Source organism: Salinisphaera sp. S4-8 (genome assembly GCF_040361235.1).
Lineage (GTDB): Bacteria > Pseudomonadota > Gammaproteobacteria > Nevskiales > Salinisphaeraceae > Salinisphaera.
This window is the reverse complement of the sequence record NZ_APNF01000022.1, coordinates 1-16241: the sequence shown is the minus strand read 5'-3', so window position 1 is coordinate 16241 and position 16241 is coordinate 1. Positions and strand designations below refer to the sequence as shown.

16 protein-coding genes are annotated in these 16241 nt (G+C 63.9%); 9 read left to right on the top strand and 7 right to left on the bottom strand.

The features are described 5' to 3' along the window. Nucleotides 1-223: 223 nt before the first annotated feature. Nucleotides 224-754 (bottom strand): polyhydroxyalkanoate synthesis repressor PhaR, encoded by a 531-nt coding sequence (gene phaR / locus S4A8_RS18755; protein WP_353177942.1) that lies wholly within the window; start codon nucleotides 752-754, stop codon nucleotides 224-226. 158 nt (nucleotides 755-912) lie between these two features. Beyond that, complete coding sequence (gene dksA / locus S4A8_RS18750) at nucleotides 913-1356, bottom strand: RNA polymerase-binding protein DksA (RefSeq protein WP_353177944.1); 444 nt, start codon at nucleotides 1354-1356, stop codon at nucleotides 913-915. A 145-nt stretch (nucleotides 1357-1501) separates the two neighbouring features. Here dksA and S4A8_RS18745 point away from each other — a divergent pair, with 145 nt between their 5' ends. Then, nucleotides 1502-2290, top strand: a complete 789-nt coding sequence (locus tag S4A8_RS18745; protein WP_353177946.1) for an HAD-IA family hydrolase — start codon at nucleotides 1502-1504, stop codon at nucleotides 2288-2290. Here S4A8_RS18745 and cysZ read toward each other — a convergent pair. After that, nucleotides 2287-3060 carry a sulfate transporter CysZ gene (gene cysZ / locus S4A8_RS18740; protein ID WP_353221295.1) on the bottom strand — a complete coding sequence of 258 codons (774 nt, stop codon included), beginning with the start codon at nucleotides 3058-3060 and terminating at the stop codon, nucleotides 2287-2289. The two genes, S4A8_RS18745 and cysZ, sit on opposite strands and share 4 nt — an antisense overlap. A gap of 110 nt (nucleotides 3061-3170) precedes the next feature. On the opposite strand from cysZ, the gene S4A8_RS18735 reads away from it, so the two are divergent. After that, the gene (locus S4A8_RS18735) at nucleotides 3171-3851 is read left to right on the top strand and encodes a glycine zipper 2TM domain-containing protein (RefSeq protein WP_353177951.1); all 681 of its coding nucleotides are present in this window, start codon (nucleotides 3171-3173) and stop codon (nucleotides 3849-3851) included. A gap of 38 nt (nucleotides 3852-3889) precedes the next feature. On the opposite strand, the gene queF is transcribed toward S4A8_RS18735, so the two are convergent. After that, nucleotides 3890-4279: a preQ(1) synthase gene (queF, locus tag S4A8_RS18730; protein ID WP_353221294.1), complete on the bottom strand. Its 390-nt coding sequence runs from the start codon at nucleotides 4277-4279 to the stop codon at nucleotides 3890-3892. Nucleotides 4280-4444: 165 nt separating this feature from the next. On the opposite strand from queF, the gene smc reads away from it, so the two are divergent. From smc to S4A8_RS18705, 5 genes are all read left to right on the top strand, one after another. Further along, nucleotides 4445-7957: a chromosome segregation protein SMC gene (gene smc / locus S4A8_RS18725; RefSeq protein ID WP_353221293.1), complete on the top strand. Its 3513-nt coding sequence runs from the start codon at nucleotides 4445-4447 to the stop codon at nucleotides 7955-7957. Nucleotides 7958-7991: 34 nt separating this feature from the next. Beyond that, nucleotides 7992-8885 (top strand): cell division protein ZipA, encoded by an 894-nt coding sequence (locus tag S4A8_RS18720; RefSeq protein ID WP_353221292.1) that lies wholly within the window; start codon nucleotides 7992-7994, stop codon nucleotides 8883-8885. Then, nucleotides 8885-10981, top strand: a complete 2097-nt coding sequence (gene ligA, locus S4A8_RS18715) for an NAD-dependent DNA ligase LigA (RefSeq protein WP_353221291.1) — start codon at nucleotides 8885-8887, stop codon at nucleotides 10979-10981. Before S4A8_RS18720 ends, ligA begins: the two co-directional genes overlap by 1 nt. A 49-nt stretch (nucleotides 10982-11030) precedes the next feature. Next, nucleotides 11031-11324: a hypothetical protein gene (locus S4A8_RS18710; RefSeq protein WP_353221290.1), complete on the top strand. Its 294-nt coding sequence runs from the start codon at nucleotides 11031-11033 to the stop codon at nucleotides 11322-11324. A gap of 135 nt (nucleotides 11325-11459) precedes the next feature. Then, nucleotides 11460-11861 (top strand): hypothetical protein, encoded by a 402-nt coding sequence (locus S4A8_RS18705; protein ID WP_353177962.1) that lies wholly within the window; start codon nucleotides 11460-11462, stop codon nucleotides 11859-11861. A gap of 30 nt (nucleotides 11862-11891) precedes the next feature. Here the strand turns inward: S4A8_RS18705 and S4A8_RS18700 are convergent, their stop codons facing one another. The 3 genes from S4A8_RS18700 to S4A8_RS18690 form a co-directional block, all read right to left on the bottom strand. Beyond that, complete coding sequence (locus S4A8_RS18700) at nucleotides 11892-13979, bottom strand: TonB-dependent receptor family protein (protein WP_353221289.1); 2088 nt, start codon at nucleotides 13977-13979, stop codon at nucleotides 11892-11894. 89 nt (nucleotides 13980-14068) lie between these two features. Next, nucleotides 14069-14335 carry a BolA family protein gene (locus tag S4A8_RS18695; RefSeq protein WP_353177965.1) on the bottom strand — a complete coding sequence of 89 codons (267 nt, stop codon included), beginning with the start codon at nucleotides 14333-14335 and terminating at the stop codon, nucleotides 14069-14071. A 3-nt stretch (nucleotides 14336-14338) separates the two neighbouring features. Further along, nucleotides 14339-14638, bottom strand: coding sequence for a YciI family protein (locus tag S4A8_RS18690; protein ID WP_353177967.1), 300 nt, complete (start codon nucleotides 14636-14638; stop codon nucleotides 14339-14341). A gap of 126 nt (nucleotides 14639-14764) precedes the next feature. Between S4A8_RS18690 and S4A8_RS18685 the strand changes: the two genes are divergently transcribed. Both S4A8_RS18685 and S4A8_RS18680 read left to right on the top strand, forming a co-directional pair. Continuing rightward, a complete protein-coding gene (locus S4A8_RS18685) occupies nucleotides 14765-15403 on the top strand; it encodes an L-threonylcarbamoyladenylate synthase (RefSeq protein WP_353177968.1) in 639 nt (212 codons plus the stop codon). Nucleotides 15404-15823: 420 nt separating this feature from the next. Further along, the coding region (locus tag S4A8_RS18680) for an IS110 family transposase (RefSeq protein WP_353221288.1) at nucleotides 15824-16241 on the top strand (418 nt) is incomplete at its 3' end.

The following is a 16241-nucleotide window of genomic DNA, read 5'->3' as shown; positions in this document are numbered from 1 at the left end:
CGGGACAGCGCCTACTTCTTCCTCAAGATCCGAGACGCATTTCCCGGTAATGTGCGATGAACCATAAAAAAGCCCCCTAGGGTAAGGGGGCAAGGTGCGAGAAAGGCCGTCAGGCCTTTCGGAGGAGATTCGGTTATCAGCGTGTTCGCTGATGTTGCGTTGCAGTATACGCCGTCTACGACTTTAGTCAAGCATCGTGGTTGGAAAAAGTTCTATCGTTTTTCTATTGGTCCGATTGCTTGTCACGATCATCTGTATCGGCCGATGACTGGCCAACTTGCGGCGTGTCGCTATCTTTTTCCTTGCGCTTGAGATTGGCCAGGAATTCGCGCCGTACGGTGCGCCAGATGGGCACCTGATACTGCGAAAGTTCGCGCAGGGCGGTGAGCGGGTTGTTGACGTCCAGCAAGCGTGCCATACGGTGCTTGAACTGTTGTTGCTGCTCGCTGAAGAACTCCAGCGACAGTTCCAGGTACGAACTCACGGTGCTTTGCATGGAGTCGCCGTAGAACCGGATGATGTTGCGCAAGACTTCCGTACGGAAGATCGGGTCGCCGCCTTCTTCCTGTTCACTGATGACCTGGAGCAGGATGCTGCGGGTAATATCGTCACCGCTGCGCTTGTCGATCACGGTGAAGTGCTCGCCCTTGATCACCAGTTGGCGGATGTTTTCCAGGGTGATGTAGCGGCTGACTTCGGTATCGTATAGTCGCCGGTTCGGATACTTCTTGATGATGCGTGTCTTGTCACTCATCCCCTTGCCCCGTCATTTGAGAGTAGCGCGGCGCGCAGCTTGCTGCATCGCGGCAATACGATTGTGCCAGATCGGCCGACGCAAACGTAGGGCATTGAGTCGGCGGTAATAAAAACGCCCGCACGAGGCGGGCGTTTGCGGGCCGATAGGCGCTGGTTTCAGCGGCCGAGCTGGCGCTCGCGGATCTCGTCGAGGCTTTTGCAGTCCACGCACAAGGTCGCGGTGGGGCGGGCCTCGAGACGACGAATGCCGATCTCGGTGCCACAGGTATCGCAGAAGCCGTATTCGTCGCGGTCCACTCGGGCGATGCCCTGATCGATCTTGCGAATGAGTTTTCGCTCGCGATCACGCGTGCGCAGTTCAAGACTGAACTCCGATTCCTGGCTCGCACGATCGGTCGGGTCCGGGAAGTTCGCGGCCTCGTCCTTCATGTGATGCATGGTGCGATCGACTTCTTCCATGAGCTCGCGTTTCCAGTTCACCAGGATGCGGCGGAAGTGATCGCGCTGCGCCTCATTCATATACTCTTCACCCTCTTTCGGGGTGTAAGGCGTAAATTGTTGAGGCGCCTCGAGTTTCGATTGTTTCTGAGTAGCAGCCATGCGGCCCCCGGGTCGGATAACAGCGCGTACGTTTAGCACGGCCTAGCACGTTGGTGCAACGATTTTCTTACCGTGCGTGCCATTCTGGCATGGTTCTGGCAGACTTGCGCCTCTCGCTAACCCCGGCCAACCCCGGCTATTGCCCATGACGCTTGGCGCGCTGCTTTTCGATGTCGACGGCACTCTCGCCGATACGGAACCCGAAGGTCATCTACCGGCCTACAACCGCGCGTTCAAGGAACATGGCCTGGACTGGCGCTGGACCAAGAAGCTTTACCGCAAGCTTTTGCTCATCTCGGGCGGGCGCGAGCGGATCAATCATTATCTGGACCGCTACGACCCGGAGCTTGGCGACAACGACGAACGGGTACGCGAAGACCGCGAAGGGTGGGTAGCCGAGCTGCATCAGAGCAAGTCCCGTTATTTCAAGGATCGCTTGCGCAAGGGCCGGGTGCCACTACGCGCCGGGGTGGCGCGCCTGATTCGCGAAGCCGGTGATGCCGGGCTGCGTATCGCGATCGTCACCAACGCCACGCGTGCCACGCTCGAGCCGTTTCTGGCCTATGCGCTGGGTGACGGTCTGCTGGACTATATCGAGCTGACCGTCTGCGGCGACGAGGTCGATCACAAGAAACCCGCGCCGGATGTCTATCGTATGGCTTGCGAGCGCCTTGGCTGTGCGCCGGAAGACTGTATCGCCATCGAAGACTCGAATGCGGGCGTACGTGCCGCCTATGGCGCCCATGTGCCCGCGCTGGTGACGGTTAATGCCGATACCCGCGATCAGGTCTTCGATAACGCTAGCGCCGTGCTGGATTCACTCGGCGAGCCCGATCTGCCGGTTACCATTCTCAAATCGCCCGGCTTCGACTTCGATTACGTCGACCTCGATATCCTGCGCCGCATCAACGCCGTCGGCCGTCCTGCGGCTTAGCCTGGCTCGCCCCGCGTAACGGGCGTCGTAGTCGCCGGGTGACACTCGAGATACAGCAGCGTCGCGCCCACCACCGCGGCCGGCATGACCACGAGATTGGCCAGCGGCAGGGCGGTCATCAGCGTAACCAGGCTGCCAAAGCCCAGATGTCGCCAACGGCGCGCACGCATGCGCAGTATCTTGTCATCGAAGCGCAGCCCGCGGTTGGCCATGGGCTGGTCCAGATATTCGAACGAGAGCATGAACGCGCCGAAGATGAACCACAGCGGCGCGATCGCCAGATTGGCACCGGGGATGAACAGCAGCGCCAGGCTTACTATGCCCAGCATGAGCGCGCGCGCCAGGTAATAGCGTAATCGCCGCAATTCGCTGACCACACCGTCGGCCATTTCGCCGGCCAGGCTCATGCCGGATTCCGGCGCGTTGCCGGTCACAAGCCGTTCCACCTGGGCCGACAGCAGCCCATTGAAAGGACTGGCGATCAGGTTGGCCAGCAGCGTGAATACGTAGCAGAAGGCCAGCGTGGCCATTACCACGCCCACCCACCACAACAGGGTTTCCAGCCAGGCCAGCCAGTCCGGCAGCCCCGATAGCCAGGCATGGAGCCAGCTATCCAGCTGCCAGCCCAGCAGCGATACGAGCAGCGCGATCAACACGATATTGATCACGATCGGTATCACCACATAGCGGCGCAACGACGGTTCGGTGAGCATGCGAAAGCCGCGCAGCAGATAGCTCGGGCCGGCGCTGAATTCGGTAATCGGATTCATCTTGCGTTCGGGTAATGGCGCTAGAATTCGGATCGCTGCGGCGCGCCGCGATAGGACATGGGCCGGCGCCGCTTTCGCGCATGAGTGTAGAACAACCCAGGAAGACCGCCATGAACAACCCGCGCTCGCGAGTATTTGCCGTACTGCTGTGCTGCTTCTTTTTGACGCTGGCCGGCTGTTCCCAGAACGATGGCGATCAGGCCCAGGCCGAACTGGAACAGGCCAACGCCGAACTCGAGGCCGCGCAGGCCAAGGTCGAGGCGGCCAAGAAAGCCCAGGCCGAAGCCGAGGCCCGCGAGGACAAAGCGGCGGCCGAGAAAAAGGTCGCCGAAGCCAAGACCGAAAAACGCGAGGCCGAACAGCATCAAAGTGAGGCCGCGAAGAAGTCGGATAGCGCCACGCAGCAGGCGCGCGCCGAAGCCCGCAAGGAGGCCGAGCGCAACGAGCAGCCCGTCTGTGGCGATTGCGGCACGGTCAGTTCGATTACCCCGGTGACCACCAATGGCGACCCGAGTCTGATCGGCAGCGTGGCAGGCGGTGTGGCCGGGGCCGTGGTCGGCAGCCAGATCGGTAGTGGTTCGGGCAAGACCATCGCCCAGATCGCTGGCACGCTCGGCGGCGTGTTCGCTGGCCGCGAGATCGAAAAACGCGTCAAGCGCAAGACGGTCTATCAGGTGGCGGTCGCCATGGACGCCGGCGGCTCACGCACGGTCAATGTCGATACCGCGGCCAGCATCAGCCCCGGCACGCGGGTACGCGTTCAGGGCAACAACCTGATTCTGATGCGCTAACACGCAGTGGCCGGCCCGATGTGGGCCGGCCCTGACGGTCAGGGTAGATCCACCGGCGTGCCGGGATGCCAGTTATCGGCCCGGTGATCGACAATCACGCTGGTATCGATACCGCCGCGCATCCAGAATTCTGCCCGCAGACGCATGAAGCGCGGCTGGGTCGCGGCCACCAGATCCTGAAGGATCCGGTTGGTGACCGCTTCGTGGAACGCGCCTTCGTCACGAAACGACCAGATATAGAGCTTGAGCGACTTCAGCTCCACGCAGCTCGCTTCCGGCACGTATTCCAGATATAGCGTGGCGAAGTCGGGCTGGCCGGTCTTCGGGCACAGGCAGGTGAATTCCGGAATACGCATACGGATCGTGTAATCGCGCTCCGGCGTCGGATTGGGGAAGGTTTCGAGATCGCGGCTCGGTTGGGTCGGCATCGTCTCTCCGTGAATGACACGCTTTTGCTCTCAACGAAGCCCGCTAGGTTACACTAGCGGGCTTTGCATTCGCCCGTCAGGGGAGGCCGATTTGCGCCGCCGTATTCCACAATTCGACGCGTTCGCACGTCGACGCGGCACGCATGCGCCCCGGGTACGCTGCCGATGCGCCTGACCTCGATCCGTCTGGCCGGTTTCAAATCCTTCGTCGACCCGGCCACGCTCACGCTCACGTCCAATCTCACCGGCGTGGTGGGCCCCAATGGCTGCGGCAAGTCCAACGTGATCGACGCAGTGCGCTGGGTCACCGGTGAATCGAGCGCGCGCCAGCTGCGCGGCGAAGCGCTGGAAGACGTCATCTTCAACGGCTCCAAGGCCCGCAAGCCGGTCGGCCGCGCCTCGGTCGAGCTCAAGTTCGACAACAGCGATGCCACGCTCACCGGCCAGTACGGTGCGTTCAGCGAAATTTCGGTCAAGCGCGAGCTGTCGCGCGACGGCGGCTCGCGCTACTTCATTAACGGCACCAAATCGCGCCGGCGCGATGTTATCGACCTGTTTCTGGGTACGGGCCTGGGCGGGCGCAGCAATTACGCGGTCATCGAGCAGGGCGCGGTCAATCGGCTGATCGAAGCCAAGCCCGAAGACATGCGCCAGGTGCTCGAAGAAGCCGCCGGTATTTCCAAATACAAGGAACGCCGGCGCGAGACCGAAAACCGCATGCGCCATACGCGCGAAAACCTCGACAGGCTCAATGACCTGATCGGCGAGGTCACCCAACGCCTGGGCGTACTCAAGCGCCAGGCCGCCAACGCCGAGAAATACAAGCAGTTCAAGGCCGAGGAACGCCAGCTGCGCGCCCAGTTGCTGGCGCTGCGCTGGGCCGCCGAAAACGAAAAGGTCGAAGCCGCCGAAACGCGCCTGCGCGCAAGCGAAAACGCGCTGCGTGAAGCCATCTCCGCCCAGCGCAACGCCCAGCAAGCGCGCGAGGCCGAAGCTGCAGCCCAGCAACAGGCCATGAGCGCGGTCCAGACCCAGCAGGCCGCCTTCTACGATGCCCAGGCCCAGGCCTCGCGTATCGCCCAGGCGCTGGCGCATGCGAAGGAAATGCGCGAACTGCGCCAGCGTGAACGCGACGAACTGGTCGAACGCCGCGACGCGCTGGCCAAGCGTATTGCCGACGACGAACAGGCCGAACAGGAAAACGTCGACACCGCCGACGGGCTCGCGCGCGAACATGCCGACGCGCAACAGGCTCTGGAGACTGCCCGCCAGACGCTCGAAGCCGCCGAAAACGCTGCTCGCGAGGCCGAAGCGGCGTGGGACGCACACAACAGCGTGGAACAAAACCCCGTCCAGCAGCTGGATGCCGAACGCCAGCGCGCCCGCTATGCCAGCGAACGCGCCCAGCAGCTGACCAACCGCCGCGACAAGCGTCGCGCCGAGCGCGCCAAGCTCGACGACGAAGACACCGGCGATCTCGCCGCCGGCGCCCAGGATATCGAAGCGCGGGCCGCACGCCTGGCCGAAGACGAGCGCAGCGCCGCCGAACAGGCCGAGGCCGCCGAGGCATTACGCGAGGAAATCGCCGAGGCCGAGCGCGATGTGGAAACGCGCCGCACCCAACTGGGCGAAACCCGTGCGCGTCTTGCCTCCGAGCGCCAGCTCCAGCAGTCGGTGCTGCGCGAAGACGACGCCACGCTCGCTCAGTGGCTGGCCGACAACGCCCAGACCGAAGCCGCGGGCGTAGCCCGCCGGGTGAAGGTGCGCGCGGCCTGGCAGACTGCGGCCGAAGCCGTGCTCGGGCCGTGGTTGCGCGGGTTTCTGGTCGAACGCCTGCCGAGGCTTGAGGGCGAGTGGCCGGGCGAGTCGCTCACGCTGGTGGAAGCCGACGCGCCGGGCGCGGTTCGTAGCGGCAAGGGCCCGGCCGATACACCCAGTCTGGCCGAAGGCATCGAAGCGCCGGCGGTGATCGCCGCGCTGGCCGCACGCGTATTCGTGGTCGACGATCTGGCCACTGCCCTCGAACAGCGCCACGCGCTGGCCGAGGATCAACGCTTTGTGACCCTGGATGGCTGCTGTGTCGGGCCCAACAGCCTGGTCACGCCGGCCGCCGGCTCGGCCGAGCAGGGCGTGCTCGAGCGCGAGCAGCGCATCGAAAGCCTCGCGGCCGCGATCGACACCGAACAGGCCGAGCTCGACACCCGTCAGCAAGCGCTCGACGCCCAGCGCGGCCAACGTGACGAACGCCGCGAACAGCGGCGCGCGCTCGAACAGCGTATCGCCCAGGCGCGGCGCGAACTCGAGGCGGCCCGCGCCGAACAGCAGGGCCGCGAAATTCGTGCCGAGCAACTCGCGCGCCGGCGCGCGGAACTCGACAACGAGCTGGCCGATCTCGACAGCCAGATCGGCGAGGCGGAAAACGAATCCGAACGCCTCGGCGCGCAAATCGCCAGCCTGGAAGAAGAGGCCGAGGCGTTCAGTACCGCCCGGCGTCAGGCCCAGGCCAAACTGGCCGAAAGCCGTGCGGCACGCGACAACGCGCGCAAAGCCCACGCCAGCGCCGAACGGGCACTACGCGAAATCGAAAGCCGCGCCGAGCAGAACCGGGGCCAGGCCCAGTCGATTAGCCAGCGCCTGGCTGATACGCGCGAGGCTCACGCCCAGGTCGAAACCCGGCTGGCCGATTTCGATCAGGACAACGCGACCAGCGCCGACGAGGCCACACCCGCGCCCGACGAAAGCGAACACGAACAGGCGATGGAAGCCCAGCACCGTGCCGAGCGCGAATTGCGCGCCGCGCGCGAAGCGCTCAAGGCCAGCGAAAAATCCCTGCAGGAGGTTTCGCAGCAGCTGATGCAGGCCGAGCAGGGCGTCGACGCCGCCCGGGAAAACCTGCAGCAGGCCAAGATCGATGTCGAAACCACGGGCGTACGCCGGGCTGGTATCGCCGAACAGATCGAAGAGCTGGGCGAAACGCCGGCGGCACTGGTGGCCAGCCTCGAAGAAGGCGCCACTATCGAAAGCTGCACGGCCGCCATCGACACGCTCGAGCGCAAGATCCAGCGCCTGGGCGCGATCAATCTGGCCGCGATCGAGGAATACGACGCGGAGGCCGAACGCGAGCGCTATCTGGCCGAGCAGCATGCCGATCTGGCCGAGGCGCTGGAAACGCTGGAAAGCGCGATCGCGCGTATCGACCGCGAAACCCGGGCGCGCTTCAAGGCCACCTACGAACAGGTCAACAGCCGGTTTGCCGGTATGTTTCCCGAGTTGTTCGGCGGCGGCGAAGCCGCGCTCGAACTCACCGAGGACGACTGGCTGGCCACCGGCATCCGCGTCATGGCGCGCCCGCCCGGTAAACGCAACGCCTCGATTCAAATGTTGTCGGGCGGGGAAAAAGCGTTGACCGCGGTTGCGCTATTATTCGCCCTGTTCGAACTCAACCCGGCACCGTTTTGTATGCTGGATGAAATCGACGCGCCGCTCGACGATGCCAACGTATCGCGTTTTTGCGAACTCGTACGGCGGATGTCGGCGCAGGTTCAGTTCATCGTGATTACGCACAACAAGCTGACGATGTCGCTCGCCGAGCAATTGCACGGCGTGACCATGGCCGAGCCGGGTGTATCCCGTCTGGTCAGTGTCGATATCGATCAGGCCCTCGACATGGCCGGCTGAGCCGGCGCCACGCAACTTATCGACAAAAGCGCCTATGTCTATCGTGCAATGGCTTCTACTCATTCTCCTGATCGCCGTGGTCGGCGGCGCCTACTGGTATATGCGCCGCCAGGCCGGTAACGATCCCTGGCAGGGCATGGATGACGATGCGCCCACGCCGGGCGGTGGGCGCGACGACGGCGCGGATCGTGGCGAATCGCTGGGCGGCGACTCCTACATCGTGGGCGTGCGTACGCTGTCGAAAAACACACCGGCCAGCCGGCGCGCGGCCGGTAAAAAGGATGCACCGCTCGACGATGGCGACTACGAAACCATCGGCGAGGACGGCGTCGAAGCCTCCTGGACCGCGTACAAGAAACGCGGCGCCGAGCCCAAGCCGTTGCCGGAAGAGCAGGCGGCGGCCGATGCGCCGGCGGCGCCGAGCGCGGCCGCAACGCCCGGCGCCAGCGAGCGGGTCGAAAACATGCGCGCACCGAGCGCACCGCCCGGCGGCGAACAGGAAGTATTTCTGCTGCATGTGGCCGCGCCCGCGGGGCGTATGTTCGACGGCCCGGACGTGCATGCCGCGCTGCAATCGCAGGATCTCAAGTTCGGCCTCAACGATCAGTTCCACCGTGTCACCGAAACCCACGGCATCCCGGAGTCGGTATTCGCGGTGGCAAACATGCTCAAGCCCGGCACGCTCGATCCGGTCGACCAGGACCATCTGCATACGCCGGGTCTGGTGTTGTATACGGTGGTTCCGGGCCCGATCGAAGGCGGGGTCGCTCTGCGCGACATGATGGAAACCGCCAACGGGCTGGCGCAGGCACTGGGTGGCGAAGTGCTCGACGACAAGCGTGCGCTGCTCAAGGCCCAGACCGCCCAGTACATGCTCGATCAGGTGGCCGATCTCGACCGCCGCGCCAAGATCGCCAAGCGCCGATAGTGGCAGCCGATCGCGCGACAAGCCAACGCGCCGCGCAGCTCGCCGAACAGCTCGCCGAGCACAGCCGGGCCTATTACGTACACGACGATCCGACCATAACGGACGCCGAGTACGACCGGCTGTTTCGCGAACTCCAGGAGATCGAGTCTGCCCATCCGGAACTGGTCACGCCCGACTCGCCCACACAGCGGGTCGGTGCGCCGCCGTCGGACAAGTTCGAGTCGGTCGATCACGCCACGCCGATGCTGTCGCTGGGCAACTGTTTCGATGACGATGAACTGGCCGAGTTCGACCGGCGTGCGCGCGAAGCGGTCGACGGCAGCGAACTGGCCTACTGTGCCGAGCCCAAGTTCGACGGCACCGCGCTGAATCTGCGCTATGAAAACGGCGTGCTGGTACGCGCGACCACCCGTGGCGACGGTATTACCGGCGAAGACATCACGCCCAACGCCCGCACCATCCGCAATCTGCCGTTACGCCTGGCCGGCGACCATGCGCCGGATTTTATTGAAATCCGCGGCGAGGTCGTGCTGGCGCGCTCGCGTTTCGAAGCGCTCAACGCGCGGCTCGTCGAAGAAGGGCACAAGCCGTTCGTGAATCCGCGTAACGCGGCCTCCGGCAGTCTGCGCCAGCTGGATTCGAAGATTACCGCGCGCCGGCCGCTGGCGTTCATGGGCTATGGCATTGGCCGTATCGACGGCATGGCGCTGCCTTCGAGCCTGTACGAACAGCTACAGCAGCTCCAGGCCTGGGGCTTTCAGATCAGCGACCATGTCGATCGCGTGCAGGGCCTAGATGGCTGCAAGGCCTACTACGAGGCCATGGCCGAACGCCGTGCCGATCTGGATATCGAAATCGACGGCTGCGTGTTCAAGGTCGACGACGGCGCGGTACGCGACGAGCTCGGGTTTGTTGCCCGGGCGCCGCGTTGGGCGATCGCGCGCAAGTTCCCGGCCGAGGAGACGACTACGCGATTGAACGCGGTGGAGTTCCAGGTCGGGCGCACCGGCGCGCTCACCCCGGTGGCCAAGCTCGAGCCCGTGTTCGTGGGCGGGGTGACCGTGTCCAATGCGTCTTTGCACAATATGGACGAGATCGAGCGCAAGGACATTCGCGTTGGCGATATGGTGGTCGTACGCCGGGCCGGCGATGTGATTCCCGAGGTCAAGGAAGTCGCACGCCGGGGCGACGATGCAAAAGCCATCGAACTGCCCGGCGAATGTCCGGTGTGTGGCTCGGCGGTCGAGCGCATCGAAGGCGAGGCGGTGGCCCGCTGTACCGGCGGGTTGGTCTGTGCCGCGCAGCGGCGCGAAGCGCTCAAGCATTTCGCCGCGCGCCGGGCGTTGGATATCGATGGCCTGGGCGAGCGCCAGATCGAGGCCTTCGTGGATGAAGGCCTGCTCGAATCACCGGCCGATATTTTTGCCCTGCACACCCATCGTGATGCACTGGTCGAACGCGAAGGCTACGGCGAGAAATCGGTTGCCAATCTGCTGGCCTCGATCGAGGCCAGCAAGCAGACCACGCTCGAGCGCTTCATCTTCGCCCTGGGTATTCGCGAAGTCGGCGAAACGATGGCCCGCGATCTGGCGCGTCATTTCGGCACGCTCGACGCACTGCGCGCCGAGGCCGAGGCCTATCTCAAGCGCAAGGCCGAGGCCGACGAACAGGCCGCTACCAAAGCCGAGCATGCGCGCATGATGAGCGCCGAAGGCCTGCAGGCGGTTCCCGGCGTGGGTTCGCGCGTGGCCCAGTGCATTGCCGATTTCTTCAGCGAACGGCGTAATCTGGACGTGATCGATGCGTTGATCGACGCGGGCGTGGTCTGGGAGACCGTCGATACCGACGATACCCCCCAGCCGCTGGCCGGCCAGACCTTCGTGCTCACCGGTAGCATGGAAGGGTTGACCCGCGACGAGGCGAAACAGCGTATCGAAGCGCTCGGCGGGCGGGTGACCTCGAGCGTGTCCAAGAAAACCGACTACGTCGTCGCCGGCGACAGTCCGGGCAGTAAACGCGACAAGGCCGAAAAACTGGGCGTGACGCTGCTCGATGAGGCCGGCTTTGTTGCGCTGCTCGACGAGGCCGGCTCGTAATAACCCGCGGCCGGGTAATTTTCACACCGTGCGCAAAAGGAATATCTCGATGGCCAAGTCCGTTCTTAAAGCTGTTGCACCGATGGCCACGATCGTTGCGCTGTCCGGCTGCAGTACGCTGTTCGTGACGCCGAGCGATAGCCAATGCGCACGCGACCTGGCCGAAGTCGAGCGCGCTGCGGCGGCCGCGCGCCAGGCACTGGCCGAAGGCATCGATGCCGAACAGCGCCAGCCCATGCTCGATCTGCTGGTGGATGCCGCCGATCAGGCCCGGGCGAGCTGTGGTTACGAAAAACCCGATACGCCGTCCTCGCATCGCGCGCGCCAGCCCAAGGCGGGCTAGGGAAGCGCTACTTAATCGGTCGCGACCACGCCAGGCTGGGCCCAGGTTCCTGGCTGTCATTGGCTGACGCTTGTACGCGAACACGCCAACGCTTACGCTTGGCCGCCGTTTGTTCGTTCACACAGGTAGAGTCTCGTGGCGCGTAGCTGGCTTGAAGTCACCACCGATGAAGTACAGTCCAAACTCGGCGCGAACGAGCGTCTGGCCGAACGTCGCGCCACGATCGAAAAGCAGGTGCGCGAGACGGTCGAGTCGCTGGTCGAGCCGGCGTTTCGAAAAGCGGCCGAGGCCGATGGCTGGGAATATTTCGAACAGACCCACACGGAATGGTCGGTGGTGCGTTGCGGAGTCCATACGCCCGGCGACGTCGAACGCGACCCGACGGTGGCCTTTCGTATTGCCGAGTTTGATGCCTACCAACCGCTCGTCATCCTGCGACGCAAGGCCGAAGGCGCGGCCGCCCAGGCCAGCGCCGAAATCGTGAAACTCGATCAGCTCGACGCACAGACGCTCGAGCGTTTTCTGGCTGATCGCTAATCGCTAATCGCTAATCTCTGAGCGACGCAGCTATAGCGCGTACGACAGCCCGGTATAGAAGGTGCGATCCGGCGCCGGTTCGTAATAGCGTCCGCCGAAGGCGTTGATACGGATATTGTCGAAATAGACTTCGTCGAAGAGGTTGTCGATCCCGAAATAGATGGTGAGATCGTCGTCGCCGGCCTCGATCTTCTTGCCGACACGGCCGTTGAATATCCAGGCGTGGTCGATCCTGGCGGTATTGGCGTTATCGGCATAGAACGCGCCGGCATAGCGCATATCCAGCGTGGCATAGCCGATGTCGGGATTGCGCCAGGCCAGTTCGGCAAACAGCCGTTCTTCGGGTAGGCCGGGGATGCTGTTGCCGGCATAGTCGTTGCCGTTGTCGTCGACGAATTCGCGATATTCGTAGTCGGCCAGCGTATAGGCGGCCATCGCGGACAGCGTATCGGTCACGGCGTATTCGAGTTTGGCTTCCAGGCCCTTGCGGCGCGACTGGCCGGAGTTTTCGTAAAAATCGCGGCGCCCGTCGTCGTTGAACACCACGAGTTCGTCGCGTACGTCGATCCAGAACGCACTGATCTGGTAACGCGCGCGCTCGCCAATCTCGCCCTTGGCGCCGATTTCGTACTGCACCGCCTTCTGCGGCTCGAGATCGCTGTTGAAACCGCCATTGCCGGACGGATCGGCGAATTCCGTAAACGTGGGGGATTCGAACGCGTTGGCGACGTTTGCATACACGCGCTGGCGCTCGGCCCAGGCGTAGCTCAGGCCGGCGTTGGCCGAAACTTCGTGGTAGGTGCGCGAACCGGAATCGTCGGGGTCGGTGGCGGTAATGAAGGCGTCGTCGATATCGAAATCGAGATAGTCGTAGCGCAGGCCGGTGGTCAGCTCCAGGTCGCGGGCCAGCGAGAACACGTTCTGGGCGAACACGCCGATGCTGGTGGCCTGCTGGTCTTCGTCGAGCCCGAGCGCGCCCTTAGCGCCGGCGATGTTGTCGTAGCGGGTGCGTGCATCCTGCTGGATTTGTGTTTCGATACCGGCCACGAGCTGGTTTTCGTGGCCGAACAGCGTATCGAAGCGCGTGGTCTGCAGGCCGCCGCCAAAGAAGTCGCGGTCGTAGGCGACCACGCCGGCATCTTCGAACGGCAGATACTGAATGAAGTCGCGATGGGTATAGAACAGATTCGCCTGATAGCTCTGGTTGTCGGCAAGCTGGTCTTCATAGACCAGGCCGATCGTTTGCTGCGAGGCCGACTGGCGGGCATCGAAGGCCAGGTTCGCATCGCGGGCGGCGCGGCGATCGGCACGCGCCTGCTCCAAAGTCACGCCGCCGGGGTCGAGCGTATCCGGCGCATCGAGCACGCGGGTAACCAGGCGCAGCGTGCCGGTCGTGCCGACGCGGCGTTCGAGCTTGCCGGTGAGCTGTTGTTTCTTGACCTGGCTATGCGCGCGATAGCCGTCCAGATCGAGCTGTGAAGCGGTCAACGCATAGCCCCAGTCGCCTCGCTCGTGTGCGGTTGCCGCTTCGATACGGCGATAGCCATAACTGCCCACGGTCAGCTCGCCGCGATCCACCGGCCCGCTCGCCGGCGTGGTGGTGGTGATATCGACCACGCCGCCGGTGGCATTGCCGTAAAGCGCGGAAAACGGCCCGCGCACGACTTCCAGGCGCTCGACCGCGCCCAGATCGATGCTGTCGGTTTGCGCCTGGCCGTCGGCCAGGGTTTCCGGGATGCCGTCGACGAGCACCTTGACGCCGCGCACCCCGAACGCCGAGCGCGCCCCGAAGCCGCGTATCGAGATGCGCAGATTCTGGGCGAAGTTACTGCCGTTGTTGGCATACACGCCCGGCGTGCGGTTGAGCGCACCGTCGAGCTGGGCCTTGGCCCGACCCTGCTGGATATCGCGCGCCTCGGTGACGTCGACCGCCGCGGGCGTGGTGAGCGCCTCGGTGGTCAGGCGCAGGCTTTCGACCTCGATCGGTGCCAGCGATTGCAGCGTTTGCGCGCCGTTTTCCTCGTCCGCGGCGGCACCGGTCTGGGCCTGGGCCGGCAGGCATAGCGCGAACGTCGCGGCGAACACGGCTGGCAGACGCCGGTTACGGCGATGGGTCATGTTGTCTCCCCCCCGAACGCCTGGGCGTTCCGTTTTTATTCAATTCGCCTCGCGCATGCCGCCCGCAGCCGAAAACGCGCGGCCGGCGGCTATTCCTCCGGCGCCAGGGCGCGTATCGACACCGCGTGGATATCGGTCTGCATGAGCGTGCCGAGCGCTTCGTAGACGAGCTTGTGCCGCTCGATGGGCGATGTGCCGGTAAAACGCGGCGAGCGGATGGTCACATGAAAATGGCCGAGGCCGCTCTTTGCACCGGCATGGCCGGCATGCAGGTGGCTGTCGTCGCGGATCGCCACGTCCTGCGTGTTCAGGCCCTGTTCGAGTGCCTCGCGAATGCGCGGGATACGGTCGCTCATGCCTTAATAAACCTTCTTGTACGGATAGACCGTGGTTTCCATATACACGCCTTCAGCGTTGTACGGGTCGACCTTGGCCCAGGCGCGGGCGTCGTCGAGGCTGTCGAAGGCGGCGATGATGATGCTGCCCTGAAAGCCCTCGCTGACCTTGCCGTAGGCATCCACGCGCGGCATCGGCCCCGCGGTGAGCAGGCGGCCGGCCTGGTCGAGCTCTTCGAGACGGGCGCGGTGTTCGTCGACCGCTTTCTTGCGGCCATCGCTGCTGTTGGCGACATCGAACGACACGATCGCGAAATAATCCATGGTGGTTGTCCTGCGCTGAGGTTGTGCATTTGCCGATAACGCGCAGTGTGCCGCATCCGGGCCACGATCGGCCAAATCGGGCAAAAAAACCTGCCGCGCCATCGAGGTAGCGGATATAATGCCCCTATGGCCGAAATCGTTCATGTGCACGCCGAAACGCCCCAGCCACGCCGTATCGGTCAGGTGGCCGATGCACTGCGGGCCGGGCGCGTGATCGCCTATCCGACGGATTCCTCCTACGGCCTGGCCTGTGCCATGGGCGACAAGGGCGCGATCGATCGCATTCGCCAGATGCGCGGCTTCGGGCGCGATCATTTCTTCACCCTGGTATGCCGTGATCTGTCCGAGATCGCGACCTATGCCAAGGTCGAGAACACCAGCTTTCGTCTGCTCAAGGCCGCCACCCCCGGCGCGTATACCTTCGTGTTGCCGGCTTCCAAGGTGGTGCCGAACTGGCTTGCCCATCCCAAGCGCAAGACCATTGGTATTCGTGTACCGGGACATCCGGTCGCGCGCGCGATTGCCGAAGCCATGGACGAGCCGATCATGTCCGTGACCGCCCAGCGCCCGGACGACGATATCCCGCTTTCGGAAGCCTATGACGTGCGCGAGGCCTTCGACAAACAGCTCGATATCATCGTCGACGCCGGCGCCACCGGCGTGGAACCGACCACCGTGGTGGATCTGACCACCGCGGTGCCGCAGATCCTGCGCCCCGGCAAGGGGAGTGCGGAAGCCCTCGGCCTGGAACCCGTCGACGCCTGAGCCCTTTGTTTCGGTGTGCGAACGGTTCTTTATTATCGTCCGCAAACGACGCGCTCTTGTAGGTTGGCTTAGGCCGCAGGCCGTAAGCCAACATGGAAACTGCCTCGTGGGCGGTTCGAGGCGCGTTGCCGTTTAACTCGGGGGGCTTCGTTCTTTGTTGGATTACGCTGCGCTAATCCAACCTTGTATGTTGATACCCAGCGCCTGATACGCGACCAGGCGCTATGCGCCGGGCAAGCAGACTGTATCCAACCTAAGGCACAAAGCCTGTTCTGTAGATCAGACTTGCCCGCCGCGCTTCGCGCTGTCGAGACTGGACGGTATGCCAAGACACGGCCCGCCGTGGCCGAGAGTCTGAATGGACAAGGCAAGTCGACACGCATCAACAGGGTCGCGCCTTGATGCAACGCAGGAGTGCCTATGATCGTTATCGGTCTGGATGTCTCCAAAAACCGCCTGGATGCGGCGGTCATACGCCCCGGCACGGACAAGTGGTACAACCGCAAAGTCGCTCACAGTCAGGCCGACGTGCACGCATTGATCGAGCGGCTATGTGACAAGCTCGACGCGACGCCCGATCAGTTACGGGTGGTCATGGAAGCCACCGGCCCGTATCACGAAAAAACCGCGCACTGGCTGTATGAGCTTGGCTGTACGCCCTGTGTCGCCAACCCCAAACGAGTACGCGATTTCGCCAAGGCCATGGGGCTGCTCAACAAAACCGATCGCGCCGATGCTCGGGCACTGTGTTTGTTCGGCGGCCAGGCCAAACTATCGGCGTGGACGCCGCCACCGCCAGAGGTCGCGATGCTACGGGCGCTGATCAACCGGCTGTCCG